This is a genomic window from Arthrobacter oryzae, from assembly GCF_037911235.1.
Taxonomy (GTDB): domain Bacteria; phylum Actinomycetota; class Actinomycetes; order Actinomycetales; family Micrococcaceae; genus Arthrobacter; species Arthrobacter oryzae_E.
This window is the reverse complement of record NZ_JBBLYW010000021.1, coordinates 26062-37988: the sequence shown is the minus strand read 5'-3', so window position 1 is coordinate 37988 and position 11927 is coordinate 26062. Positions and strand designations below refer to the sequence as shown.

At 65.2% G+C, this 11927-nt stretch carries 15 protein-coding genes; 6 read left to right on the top strand and 9 right to left on the bottom strand.

The window, feature by feature from the left end:
• Nucleotides 1–70: 70 nt before the first annotated feature.
• Nucleotides 71–412, bottom strand: a complete 342-nt coding sequence (locus tag WMN78_RS06510) for a cupin domain-containing protein (RefSeq protein WP_340532747.1) — start codon at nucleotides 410–412, stop codon at nucleotides 71–73.
• Between the two features lie 265 nt (nucleotides 413–677).
• Here WMN78_RS06510 and ctaD point away from each other — a divergent pair, with 265 nt between their 5' ends.
• The 3 genes from ctaD to WMN78_RS06495 all read left to right on the top strand — a co-directional run bounded on the left by ctaD (nucleotide 678) and on the right by WMN78_RS06495 (nucleotide 3418).
• Complete coding sequence (gene ctaD / locus WMN78_RS06505; protein WP_340532746.1) at nucleotides 678–2432, top strand: cytochrome c oxidase subunit I; 1755 nt, start codon at nucleotides 678–680, stop codon at nucleotides 2430–2432.
• A gap of 267 nt (nucleotides 2433–2699) precedes the next feature.
• On the top strand, nucleotides 2700–3200 hold the full coding sequence (locus WMN78_RS06500) for a DUF2975 domain-containing protein (RefSeq protein ID WP_340532745.1): 501 nt from the start codon (nucleotides 2700–2702) through the stop codon (nucleotides 3198–3200).
• A complete protein-coding gene (locus WMN78_RS06495; protein ID WP_340532744.1) occupies nucleotides 3200–3418 on the top strand; it encodes a helix-turn-helix transcriptional regulator in 219 nt (72 codons plus the stop codon). Before WMN78_RS06500 ends, WMN78_RS06495 begins: the two co-directional genes overlap by 1 nt.
• 1 nt (nucleotide 3419) lies before the next feature.
• Here WMN78_RS06495 and WMN78_RS06490 read toward each other — a convergent pair whose 3' ends face one another.
• The 4 genes from WMN78_RS06490 to WMN78_RS06475 form a co-directional block, all read right to left on the bottom strand.
• Nucleotides 3420–3920: a GNAT family N-acetyltransferase gene (locus WMN78_RS06490; RefSeq protein ID WP_340532743.1), complete on the bottom strand. Its 501-nt coding sequence runs from the start codon at nucleotides 3918–3920 to the stop codon at nucleotides 3420–3422.
• Nucleotides 3921–3929: 9 nt separating this feature from the next.
• A complete protein-coding gene (locus WMN78_RS06485) occupies nucleotides 3930–5399 on the bottom strand; it encodes an FAD-dependent monooxygenase (protein ID WP_340532855.1) in 1470 nt (489 codons plus the stop codon).
• Between the two features lie 147 nt (nucleotides 5400–5546).
• Nucleotides 5547–6047, bottom strand: a complete 501-nt coding sequence (locus WMN78_RS06480) for a DUF3592 domain-containing protein (protein ID WP_340532742.1) — start codon at nucleotides 6045–6047, stop codon at nucleotides 5547–5549.
• A 376-nt stretch (nucleotides 6048–6423) separates the two neighbouring features.
• Nucleotides 6424–6777: a GNAT family N-acetyltransferase gene (locus WMN78_RS06475; protein WP_340532741.1), complete on the bottom strand. Its 354-nt coding sequence runs from the start codon at nucleotides 6775–6777 to the stop codon at nucleotides 6424–6426.
• A 77-nt stretch (nucleotides 6778–6854) separates the two neighbouring features.
• Between WMN78_RS06475 and WMN78_RS06470 the strand changes: the two genes are divergently transcribed.
• Nucleotides 6855–7196, top strand: coding sequence for a DUF6457 domain-containing protein (locus tag WMN78_RS06470; RefSeq protein ID WP_340532740.1), 342 nt, complete (start codon nucleotides 6855–6857; stop codon nucleotides 7194–7196).
• 117 nt (nucleotides 7197–7313) lie between these two features.
• On the top strand, nucleotides 7314–8510 hold the full coding sequence (locus WMN78_RS06465) for a TerC family protein (protein ID WP_340532738.1): 1197 nt from the start codon (nucleotides 7314–7316) through the stop codon (nucleotides 8508–8510).
• Between the two features lie 286 nt (nucleotides 8511–8796).
• Here WMN78_RS06465 and WMN78_RS06460 read toward each other — a convergent pair whose 3' ends face one another.
• The 3 genes from WMN78_RS06460 to WMN78_RS06450 all read right to left on the bottom strand — a co-directional run bounded on the left by WMN78_RS06460 (nucleotide 8797) and on the right by WMN78_RS06450 (nucleotide 10507).
• On the bottom strand, nucleotides 8797–9102 hold the full coding sequence (locus WMN78_RS06460; protein WP_340532736.1) for an acylphosphatase: 306 nt from the start codon (nucleotides 9100–9102) through the stop codon (nucleotides 8797–8799).
• 30 nt (nucleotides 9103–9132) lie between these two features.
• The gene (locus WMN78_RS06455; protein WP_340532735.1) at nucleotides 9133–9996 is read right to left on the bottom strand and encodes a hypothetical protein; all 864 of its coding nucleotides are present in this window, start codon (nucleotides 9994–9996) and stop codon (nucleotides 9133–9135) included.
• 88 nt (nucleotides 9997–10084) lie between these two features.
• A complete protein-coding gene (locus WMN78_RS06450; RefSeq protein ID WP_340532734.1) occupies nucleotides 10085–10507 on the bottom strand; it encodes a hypothetical protein in 423 nt (140 codons plus the stop codon).
• Between the two features lie 70 nt (nucleotides 10508–10577).
• Here WMN78_RS06450 and WMN78_RS06445 point away from each other — a divergent pair, with 70 nt between their 5' ends.
• Nucleotides 10578–10946 carry a hypothetical protein gene (locus WMN78_RS06445; RefSeq protein ID WP_340532733.1) on the top strand — a complete coding sequence of 123 codons (369 nt, stop codon included), beginning with the start codon at nucleotides 10578–10580 and terminating at the stop codon, nucleotides 10944–10946.
• 165 nt (nucleotides 10947–11111) lie between these two features.
• Here WMN78_RS06445 and WMN78_RS06440 read toward each other — a convergent pair whose 3' ends face one another.
• Nucleotides 11112–11852, bottom strand: a complete 741-nt coding sequence (locus WMN78_RS06440) for a hypothetical protein (protein ID WP_340532732.1) — start codon at nucleotides 11850–11852, stop codon at nucleotides 11112–11114.
• Between the last annotated feature and the right edge of the window lie 75 nt (nucleotides 11853–11927).

Sequence of the window (11927 nt, the reverse complement as noted above, 5' to 3'; positions counted from 1 at the left end):
GGTTACGCGTGTGCGTTGCGCTCGGGGCGCGGCACAACGGAGTTCCGCCACCGGGGAGCCTGCGGAGAAGTCAGCTCTTCTTTGCGCCCTTTGCCACGGTGAACAGGAAGGTGGAGTCCTCTTGTGCTTCCAGGCTGTGCAGCCCGTCCGGGACGATCAGCAGGTCCCCCGGCTTCCCCTCCCAAGAGTCCTCGCCGAAACGCAGGCGGAGGCTGCCCTGGAGGACATAGACCGTGGCGTCGCCCGGGTTCTGATGCTCACTCAACTGTGTGCCGGCTTTGAGCGCCATGACGGTCTGCCGAAGCACCTTCTCATGTCCGCCGTAGACGGTGTCGGCAGCACGCCCGTTGCTCGCTGCAAGCGCCGCGGCGAGCTGCTGCCGGGCCAGGGCCTCGATCGATATCTTCTGCATGAGGCCACGGTACCCACCGGGGCGGCCGGGCGGTATAGGCCGGTGGTCCCGCTATGCAGAAGCGCACGAAACACATATGTCCTGCCCGGACGCGGCCGGGCCAGCACAACCCCTAGACAGCACGACACGCCGTCAGTAAATTCGAAGAATAGACCCCATCCCGCTCAGGAAAGAGGTCTTCCTTCCGGCCCCTGTGCACAGCCGGCCGGTACGAGCTGCTGAAGCCTCACGGCAGCACTGGATGCACGACGGGAAAGAGCCGGTCATGGCCACTTATGATTACGTTTCCGGAGCTGCGGCGCCCGCCGCTTACCCCCAAGTAGTGCCGAGGCGTAAAGGACGCCTCGTCGTCAACTGGATCACCACGACGGATCACAAGACCATCGGGTACCTGTACCTGATCACCTCCTTCGTGTTCTTCTGCTTCGGCGGCGTCATGGCCTTGCTGATCCGCGCCGAGCTTTTCGAACCCGGCATGCAGGTCCTGCAGACCAAGGAGCAGTACAACCAGCTGTTCACCATGCACGGCACCGTCATGCTGCTCATGTTCGCCACCCCGCTGTTCGCGGGCTTCGCCAACGTGATCATGCCGCTGCAGATCGGCGCCCCCGACGTCGCCTTCCCGCGACTGAACGCCCTGGCCTTCTGGTTCTTCCTGTTCGGCTCCACGATCGCCGTCTCCGGCTTCATCACCCCGCAGGGCGCCGCTGCTTTCGGCTGGTTCGCCTACGCACCGCTGAACAACACGACGTTCACGCCTGGTGTTGGCGGTGACCTGTGGGTCTTCGGCCTCGCGCTCTCCGGCTTCGGCACCATCCTCGGTGCGGTCAACTTCATCACCACCATCATCTGCATGCGCGCCCCGGGCATGACCATGTGGCGCATGCCGATCTTCACCTGGAACACGCTGGTGACGGCCATCCTGGTCCTGATGGCCTTCCCGCCGCTGGCAGCAGCCCTGTTCGCCCTCGGCGCCGACCGCAGGTTTGGTGCGCACATCTATGATCCCGAGAACGGCGGTGCCGTCCTCTGGCAGCACCTGTTCTGGTTCTTCGGCCACCCCGAGGTGTACATCATCGCCCTGCCGTTCTTCGGCATCGTCTCCGAGATCTTCCCCGTCTTCAGCCGCAAGCCGATCTTCGGCTACAAGGGCCTCGTGTACGCGACCATCTCGATCGCAGCGCTGTCCGTCACCGTGTGGGCGCACCACATGTACGTGACCGGCTCGGTCCTGCTGCCGTTCTTCGCCTTCATGACCATGCTGATCGCGGTACCTACCGGTGTGAAGTTCTTCAACTGGATCGGCACCATGTGGGGCGGGTCCCTCACCTTCGAAACCCCCATGCTCTGGAGCATCGGGTTCCTGGCCACCTTCCTGTTCGGCGGCCTGACCGGCATCATCCTGTCCTCCCCGCCGCTGGACTTCCACGTCTCAGATTCCTACTTCGTGGTGGCGCACTTCCACTACGTGGTGTTCGGCACCGTGGTGTTCGCCATGTTCGCCGGCTTCTACTTCTGGTGGCCGAAATGGACCGGCAAGATGCTCAACGAGCGCCTTGGCAAGATCCACTTCTGGATGCTTTTCCTCGGTTTCCACGGAACCTTCCTGATCCAGCACTGGCTGGGCGTTGAAGGTATGCCCCGCCGGTACGCGGACTACATGCCGCAGGACAACTTCGCCTGGATGAACCAGTTCTCCACCATCGCCTCCTACCTCCTCGGAGCCTCGCTGATCCCGTTCTTCTGGAACGTGTACATCACCTGGCGCAGCCACGAGAAGGTTGAGGTGGATGACCCCTGGGGCTTCGGTGCTTCCCTGGAGTGGGCCACGTCCTGCCCGCCGCCGCGTCACAACTTCACGTCGCTGCCGCGCATCCGTTCGGAGCGTCCGGCCCTGGACCTCCACCACCCGGAACTCCGCGTACGCGAACACGAAACCACCCATTCGCCTGCGGCAGACGTCCTCGGGGCGGCAGATATCGGCGAGAGAGACGTCCGGAATCCCAATCCGGACCAGTAAGCAAAAGGCCCTGGGCTTTCATCCGTGGCGCTGCCCCCTCGGGGGATAGCGCCATCCGGGTGCCCCGTCCCGGCATCCCCATCGCTGCGCCGTCCCGTCGTCTTGCCCGACGTTCCTGGGCACGTGGGAAGCGCGAACGGACACTTGAGGCCCTGCTTGCCGGGGCCTCAAGTGTCCGTTGGCGCCAACCGGAGAACTCGCCCATCCTTGCTCACGCTATCGAATATCGATACTGTTCATCTGTTATTCGACACCTTAGGAGACTTGATGGGAAAGCTGACCGTCCTCGCGCTGCGGATTGTCCTCGCGATGGGACTTGCCGGTTCGGTATTTGTCCAGGCAGTGATGGTTCCGCTGCTGGCCCGGGACCTGCACGAGGACATGGGCCCGGACATCGCCAGCGTCAGTGTTCCTGTCATCGTGATCGTCCTCCTGGGCATCGTGACTATCCAGGTCACCATGGTGTGCGTCTGGCGCCTGCTCACGATGGTGCGCCGGGGAACAGTGTTCTCGCATGCCGCCTTCCGTTACGTGGACGTGGTGGCCGGCGCGATCGCGGCGGCCTCCCTGCTGACCTTCGGCCTCGGCGTCGTCCTTGCCCCGGGCGAATCCGTCGCTCCCGGTGTTGTCCTCCTGATTGGCGGCGCCGGCGTGCTGGTGGCCGGAGTCGCGCTCGTCGTCGTCGTACTGCGCCTGCTACTGGCGCAGGCGGTGGCCCGCGACGCAGAAGCCAGGCACCTGCAGGACGAACTGGACGAGGTAATCTGATGCCGATCGTCGTCGACATCGACGTGATGCTGGCCAGGCGCAAGATGCCCGTGGGCGCGCTGGCGGACCGCGTCGGGATCACGCCCGCAAACCTGGCGGTACTCAAGAACGGCCGGGCCAAGGCGGTGCGCTTCACCACCTTGGAGGCGTTGTGTGAGGTACTCGAGTGCCAGCCCGGCGACCTGCTGCGCTGGGAGCCCGAGGACGCGGCGGACTAGCCTACGGCTTGCCTGACCGGACCATCCGGATCACGGGCAGCTCCTCCCACTCGGGCGGAAGCAGTTTGCGTGTACCGTCGGGCCGGAAGCCGTGTTTGAGGTAGAAGGCCAGCGCCCGGGGATTGTCCTCGAGCAACCAGAGGTACGCCGGTGAATCGCCGACGGCGGCATGCAGCAGGGCTGCGCCAAGGCCGCTGCCGTATGTGCGTCGGAGGGTGTAAATCGCATACAGCTCCAACTGTTCGGGCGCGTCCGCGTCAAGGCCCGGACCCGCGTCCGCGAATCCCACCACTTCGTCGCTGGAATCCAGGGCGACAATTCGCGGGTCAGGACTCGCCAGGAAGGGTCGACGCCGTTCAACGCGCTCGGCAATATCGGCCCTGCGGACGCGGAAGAACTCCGGTGACAGCTGGTGCGCGTAGCACTCCTCGTGGGCCAGGGTGTGCATACGCACCACGGCGTCAGCGTCCTCGGGAGTTGCCCGACGGATTCGGTAATCCATCATTCCAGCCTAGCCAGCTGCCTGTTGACGCGCGGGCCCGAACCAGCGCGCCAGCGCATCCTCGAGCCCGGGCTGGGTCCCGTCTCCAGTCCACGCCACATGCCCGTCGGGCCGGATCAGCACGGCCGCAGGAGCGCTGACTGAACCGATCACCGGAAGCTCCCATCCGCCGTCGTACGCGGCGTCCACCAACTGCACCCGATCGGCCCACGGCCCCGGGTCGATGCTGCCCGGCACGCCGAAGTTGAGCAGCACCGCACGGGCACCGTGCAGGAGGGTGAACACGCGCAGCGGGCCGTTAGCGGTGACGACGTCGAGATCGGGCATGCGACGCCCCAGCAGCGCGTGCCCCTCACCGAGGTCATAGCGGACGTCCAGTCCGGAAATGAGCCCGCACAGCCGCTTCCTGGCCTCATCGATCGTCAGCAGGCCGGCCACCGTGTCAGCCAGCGCACCGATGCGCGGGTCGGCCCGCTGCATGAGCGACTGCGCCATCGTGTGCTTCAGCGCGCGGGCCCCTGCGGGGTGACGCTCCGCGTGATAGGTGTCCAGCAGGCTGTCCGGCGCAACGCCCTTGACCACCTGCGCGAGCTTCCAGCCGAGGTTCACGGCGTCCTGGATGCCGAGCCCGATCCCCTGGCCGCCCGAAGGGGCATGGATGTGCGCGGCGTCCCCGGCCAGCAGCACGCGGCCGCTGCGGTAGGCCGCAGCCTGCCGCGTGGCGTCGGTAAACCGGGAGATCCATGTCGGAGAGTGGACCCCGAAGTCAGTGTTATAGACCTCAGTCAGCGCCTTGCTGAGGTCAGCCAGGGTGGGCTCGGTCGCCGGTCCAAGTTGCCTCTCCGTCACGATCACGCGCATGGTTCGCCCGTCCTCCATCAGGTGGAGCCCGTGGACCCCGACCTCGTCGATGCGCATGCCCGCCGGCGTCTCCTCGGTCACCTCCACTTCGGCGATCAGGCTGCTCCTGGTCGCATCCCAGCCGGGGAACTCGATGCCTGCTGCCTTGCGGACGGCACTACGCCCGCCGTCGGCGCCGACCAGGTACAGCGCGCGCATCCGGCCGCCGTCGGCGAGATGCACGTCCACCCCGCTGTCGTCCTGGGCGAAACCGGCCACCTCGAGCCTCCGATGGACCGGCACGCCCAGCTCCTCGATCCAGCCGGCCAGGATCCGCTCAATATGGTTCTGCCACAGGCCCAGCGTGTAAGGGTGCCGAGTAGGAAAGTCGCTCATGTCCAGCATTGTGGTCCCGAAGAACGCCGCCTGGACGGGCTTCCCCTCGGCGAGGAACCGGCCGGCGATCCCGCGCTGATCGAGGATTTCGATCGTCCGCGAGTGGAACCCGCCCGCGCGCGAGCCCACCAGCTCCGGCGTCGGGCGTCGCTCCACGATCGCTGCATCCACCCCCGCCAGCGTCAGCTCACCGGCCAGCATCATCCCGGTCGGGCCGCCTCCGGCAACGATCACATCAACCATCACAACGCCGGCCTCTCCAAAACTTTCCGTGTGCCTGTTCAGGCACGTCCGAGCCAGTTTGGGGCACGAGGGGGGCCTTGCCGCAAGCCCCCATGTGCGCGATAAATTGGAAGTGGCGGGAGCCAGAGCAATGTTTGCCGAGGATACCTACTGTCTAGAACGACGGATCCTGCCAGGTTTCTTCCTCAAGCCCAGCACGTACGAGAGGAACACGAAGGCGCCGATTCCCCCGAAGATTAACGTCAGGACGACGCCCACCCCCCTCAAAAATACGCCGTCGCTTTCGTACCCAAGGACCACTGCGTGGCCCGGGTCGGACTCCCTGTACACCACCGTGACTTCCTCGCCAACAACAGGGTGCTGGTCATGGTCCACGGCGGCCGAGGTGTAGTGAACGAATCCGTCAACGGACTGATACTCCACTTTGATGTCGCGGGCGGAGGCTTTCCTTACATCGTCAAAATCAACAATCGTTCCCACCGTCTGTTCCCCGCTCCGAGCAAGCTCGTCGTCGGCATCTATTAGGAGGGTGCCGACGACGATAAGCACCGGTCCGAGGCAGAGAACCAGAGCTGTGATCGCGAGGTTCGCCCACCTCCCCGGCGACAGTTTTGGTTTGCGGTTCACGTTTGCGTTCGGCGAGGTCACGGTCCCAATTCTGCCCCAGGACCGATCAACCGCTGACAGCCGGAATTAGCGATGCGCGAAGCCATGCGTCAACGTCCTGCTGCGAGCGCAGAACTCTGCCGATGGCCCAGCGGACAAATGTGTTCACGGTCTGTGAAGAATGTATGCCGCAGTTCGTCAAGGAAAACCCCCACGCTCTGCGAGCAATGGCCGCGCAGCATCATATTGCCACTCGGTGGTCCACGAATCAGCGCCGGCCAACCTGTGCACGTCGGCGAGGAATTCGCCCCCCGGCGTCCAGTCCGGCGCGTGGAAGATCGCGTCAATTTCCGTGTGCTTACCGCCCGTGATGGCAGCGATGCCTACACCGCTGCGTCCCGCCCTGCTTGCGCCCCACTTACGTCCGAGCCCGCGCGGCCAGCGCGCCGCTAAGGAACTCGAGGTGGGCCGGCGTGGTGGCGGTAGTGCTACCGGCGTACTCCGGGTGCTTGGTCAGGAACTTCTTGATGTACGGGCACACCGGAACGATCGGCAAGCCATCAGCCACGGTTGCGTCCAGGGCGGCGGTGGCGAGCTTGCCCGCGAGGCCCTGGCCGCCGAATTCCTCGTTGATCACCGTGTGATAGAAAATCCGCTGCCGCGAGTCGCCGGCGTCGTACGTTTTGTACGCGGCCTTGCCGATCACGTTGCCGGCCACAAGCACTTCAAAGCGCTCGCGGTCCGGATTGTGGCGGATAGTCACATCGGTCATCGGAATCTCCTTGATAGCGGCTCTTGCTACAGCCTAACCTCAAGGGATCTGCCGTTATTTCTGACCTAGGAGCAAACATGGCCGCCACCGAAGACGAAGCACAGATCCTGGACCGATGGAGTCACCGGCTGGCCCAGGCCCTGCAGCTCCTGGACCTCGATTTTGACCGGGAACTCATCCTCGACCTCGCCGGGGAGTCCTCACGGTCGGTCACCCACGCAGCAGCGCCGATCACCACGCTGATGGTGGGATACGCCGCGGGACTCGCCGCCGGCAGCGGCACAGCCTCCGGGAGCGCCGGGTCCAAGGAGGCGTCCGCCGCGGCGATCGCCCAGGCCGCCGACGTCGCCCTCAGGTTGTGTGAGGACGGAGCCGACGGCGGCCCGTCCAGCAAAGGCTGGGCCGACACCGCGCAGTAGCAGACACAGCGCAGTAACAGACACTGAGCAGGAACAGATACCGCGCTGGCGGACACCGCCCGGTAACAGCCGCCCGGTAGGGTTGATGTCAACCCCACCGACCGGAAGGCACGCAGCATGCAGGTCCCCCTTTACGTATGGATTCTGACCGTCATCGGCATCGTGGGCCTACTGGCCTTCGACTTCTTCTTCCACGTCCGCAAGGCGCACTCCCCGAAGTTGAGGGAGTCGGCCACGTGGTCCGCGATCTACGTGGGAATCGCCTTGGTCTTCGGGATCGGCGTCCTGGTTTTCGGCGGCCCCACCATGGGCACGGAATACTTCGCCGGCTACGTCACCGAGAAGGCCCTGTCGGTGGACAACCTCTTCGTGTTCCTGATCATCATGGCCAGCTTCAAGGTTCCGCGTGCCGACCAGCAAAAAGTGCTCCTGTTCGGCATCGTCTTTTCCCTGATCGCCCGCACCGGCTTCATCTTCCTCGGCGCCGCCCTGATCAACAGCTTCGCCTGGGTGTTCTACATCTTCGGCCTCATCCTGCTGATCACCGCCGGCAACCTGCTCAGGCCGAATTCGCACGACGACGGCTCCGAGGGTCTGGTGGTCCGGCTCGCCCGGAAGTTCCTCCCGGCGTCGCAGCACTACGACGGTGACAAGCTCTTCACCGTGGAAGACGGCAAGCGCGTCCTGACCCCCATGCTCCTGGTGATGGTAGCCATCGGCGGAACCGACATCCTGTTCGCCCTGGACTCCATCCCCGCCATCTTCGGCCTGACCCAGAACGTGTACATCGTCTTCACCGCGACGGCGTTCTCCCTGATGGGCCTGCGGCAGCTGTTCTTCCTCATCGACGAACTACTGGACCGCCTGATCTACCTCTCCTACGGCCTCGCCGCGATCCTCGGCTTCATCGGCGTGAAGCTCATCCTGCACGCGCTGCACGAAAACAACCTGCAGTTCATCAACGGCGGCGAACACGTGACCGTCATCGAGATCAGCACGGGCCTGTCACTGTCCGTGATCATCGGCGTCCTGGTGGTCACGGTCCTGGCCTCGATCTACAGCCCCAAGGGCAAGGCCAAGAACATGGTCTCCGGTGCCAAGCGGCACGCCACCGAGTACGTGGACCTCAACTACGAGACGGGCATCGCCGAGCGCGAGGAAATCTTCAACAAGATGCTGCGCGAGGAAGCCGAACTCAAAAAGCTTCCCGAGAAGTACAAGCGGCTCATCCGCGACGAGACCGAGTTCATGGACCTGCTCAAGCAGGCCCACGCCGAGCACGACGAAGCCCTCCAGCGGGAGGCCCGCTCCTAGGAGTGACCCCGGGGGAACTGTGTCCTACGCTTGAAAGAGCGTCATCCGCGCTGCGCTCGGCGATCAGGCCTGGGAGTCGCTGCCGGACGGCCCACGGGACATGCTCGCGGCAACCAGCCCGGCGGTGCTCGCCGAGATCCGGGGCGACGGCCTGGATCTCAGCGAGAAGCAGCCCGAACTGAACGCCGAGGACCTGGCACAGCTGCGCCAGTGCGCTTCGCGGCCTGAAGAGGTTCAGTCCGCAAGAGGCTCAGTCCGCAAGAGGTTCAGCCGGAGTCGGTCCGGCTCAGTACACAACGTCGAAGCTGCTGAACTCCCCCGTCGCCGGCGACACCGACTCCTCCACGTGGTCCACGCGCCCCGGCGCGTCACTGGACCACAGCCAGCGGCGGAACTCCAGCACCACCGCCTGCGGACCTTCGACGACGACGGCGACCGTACCGTCGTCGTCGTTCCTTACCGTTCCGGTCAGCGAGAGTTCCTCAGCCTTCCGCACGGTCCAGTACCGGAACCCCACCGCCTGGACGACGCCCTCCACCCGGGCGCGCAAGCGGACGTCCGGCCCGGCGTCCTGATCTGCAGCATGAGCCATGGTTCCAATGTAGTGCGGCGGCCCGGGGTTTCAAGGGGTTGTGTTCGCGGCGTGCTTGGCCTTGCGGCGCTTGGACCGCGACCACACGAGGATGGCCCCGATGGCGCCGATGAGCACGGGTATGGTCACGCCCAGCGGCTGCGCCCAGTCCTTCACGAGAGCATTCAGCACATAGCCCAGTTCGATCTCCACCTGGATGTCCTCCCGGAACGTCTCCAGGCTGAGGTCCGGTCCGTCCTCGGCCGTGGCAAACAGCTGCAGGGTCATGGTTTTGCGTCCTGACTCCTTAGGCGTGATCCACCAGCGCCACTCCGCGACGCCCTGTTCCGGCACCAGCATCTCGCCGCTCGGATTTCCGGCCCGCTCGACGGTCATGCCCGGGCCGGACAGATCCGCCCGCATCTCTTCACACACAATCGGCGCCCGGGTCTGCACAGGGTTGGGCCCGGGAATGTTCTTCTCATGGCCCTCCCCGGGATCGCCCAGGGTGACGTGCAAGACGAACTCCCTGGTCTCGCCCTGGCGCATGGGCGACGGCGGCCGGAACGTCAGCTCGCCCTGAAAGCACGTCTCCAGGATTTCCTTGGCCCGCCTTGCCCGTTCGAAGGCGGTAGAGGTGGGAACCGACGTCGAAGCGGGACGCGACGTCGGGAACGGGCCGGGGCCGGCGCCGGGCTTGCTGTCGGGAGGGCCGCTCTCACCGGGAAGGGGCCGGGTGACAGTTGGCCGCGCGGTGCTTGATGTGGTGGTCGGCTCCGCACTCGGGTCCGGCGTGCACGCACCCAGCCCCAGCACTACAAACAGCACCAAACACACCACCGCGCACACCGGTATCAGGGCGGATGCCATTGCCTTCGCACCGCTCACGAGCCGCTGCTTCCCCAGTGCGTACATCAGAACTCCGACAGATCGGACTGCGTCCTGATTCGAGTCTGCGCGGGCGGAAAGGGCCAGTCAAGGAGCCGGCTCAAGCCGACGCCGCCTACCGCGCGGGCCGCAGCGAGGTGATCATCCGGCGGATGTTCCGGTACTCGCCCGTCTCCACGTACAGCTTCGCCTTCTCCCAGTACGGGAGCGACGGATCCCCCGGTGTGGCATTGTTTGCGGGGTCGTAGCCGGCGCCGAACATCGCGCCGCTGGGCGGCCACCGGAACAGCAGGAAGATGGGACACGCCAGCGTCCCGATCTCCTCGGGAGTCATCGTGATGCCGTAGGCGGCAATGGTTTCAGCCGTCCGCGCGGGCGCCTGCGGATCTCCCCGGATCTCGAACATGAACCGGGGCGCGTTATCGTCGGCCACGCCTTTCTCAGCCAGGGCTGTCATGGGTTCGGAATCCAGTACCGCAAACGGGTACTGCTGCACGCACTCCGAACCGGTCACGATCCTGGTCTCCAGGACAGCCATCGGCTTCCCTGCCGCGTTCAAGACTTCCGCGAACGCTCCGCCGAGCGGCGATTTTCCGCGCGGATCCTTGATGATCCAGTCCCCCGGATACTCGAATGTCAGGTCACCGTCCGGCGTCGTGAACGTCTTCCAGCCGGAGGCCGTAGGCGACGGCAGCCGGCTCGGGGACGTGCCCGACGACGCCGGTTCAGTGGGCGGGGCGCCCGCCGTCGCGCTGGGCGGCACTGCAGTCCCGGTCGCCGGGTCAGTGGCCGACCCGCTGGCTGTTCCGTCCGCCGTTCCGTTCGGCGTTCCGTCCGTCGTAGCGCCGGGTGGACTGGCGGTCGACGATCCCGCATCCGGTGGCGCGGGAGGCGGGCCGCAGGCTGCCAGAAGTACCGCGAGGCAGGCAGCGGCAGCAGCAGCTGATCCGGGACGTTCCGGTCCAGATGATCCATAGCCGGGCTTCGTCGATCGGCGCATGCAATCCTCCTCATACAGCTGAGGAATTCATTGTGGCCCCGCCCCGAGGCGACTCGCGCGGGGACTGAAGAATTTGCCGCCAAAACGTTGCGCACCGCGGAGAGTCCGCGGTGCGCAACATTGACTGCGTGGCCCTGGATAGCTAGGCGGGCTTCAACGAGGTGATCATCTTCTTGATGTTCTTGTACTCCTGCGTGCCCATGTAGACCTCCGGAGTGTCCACGTGCATCTCATTGCCCGGGGTGGTGTCGAAGGGATTGTAGACGCCGCCGAACATCGCACCGCTGGGCGGCCAGTTGAAGAAGTGAAAAATCGGGCACGCTTCCGTTCCCGTGGGTTCGGGCGCTGTGGTGATGCCGTACGCGAACAGGGTCATCAGCTTCGGATCCGTAGCAGTGGTGTCCGTCCGGGTCTCAAAGACATACCGGGGAACGGTTCCGTTTTGTTCCAAGGCCGGAAGGGGCTGCGTTTCGTACACGCCGTAAGGCTGCTTCACGGTGCATTCGGCCCCGGTGACCATGTTCGTCCGGAGGTCCGCCAGGTTCTTGCCGTTGGCGTTCGTGATGTTCAGGAACACGCCCCCGGGCGCTGCATCTGCGGCCTTGTCGGTGATCTTCCAGTCTTCCGGATAGTCGAAGGTCAGGCCGTCCGCCGTGGTGTAGGACTTCCATCCTGCTTCGGGTGTCGAGGAAGCCGACGGTGAGGTGGTGACCGTGGGCGAAGCCGAAGTGGTGGCGGTGGTGCTGGGCGAAGCGGTCGAGGTAACGGCGGGCCCGGTGGAAGTCGTCGACGGTGACGAGGCCGGCGGGCCGCAGGCTGCCAGCAGGAACGCGAGGCAGAGGGCCCCCGAGACTGCGATGGGCGGGGATACTGAGCGGTGCATCTGTTCTCCTGAATCTCATGAGACCGCGAATAATTCCTCAATTGTGGACTGGTGCGAGCCGCCGCCCTAGCAATA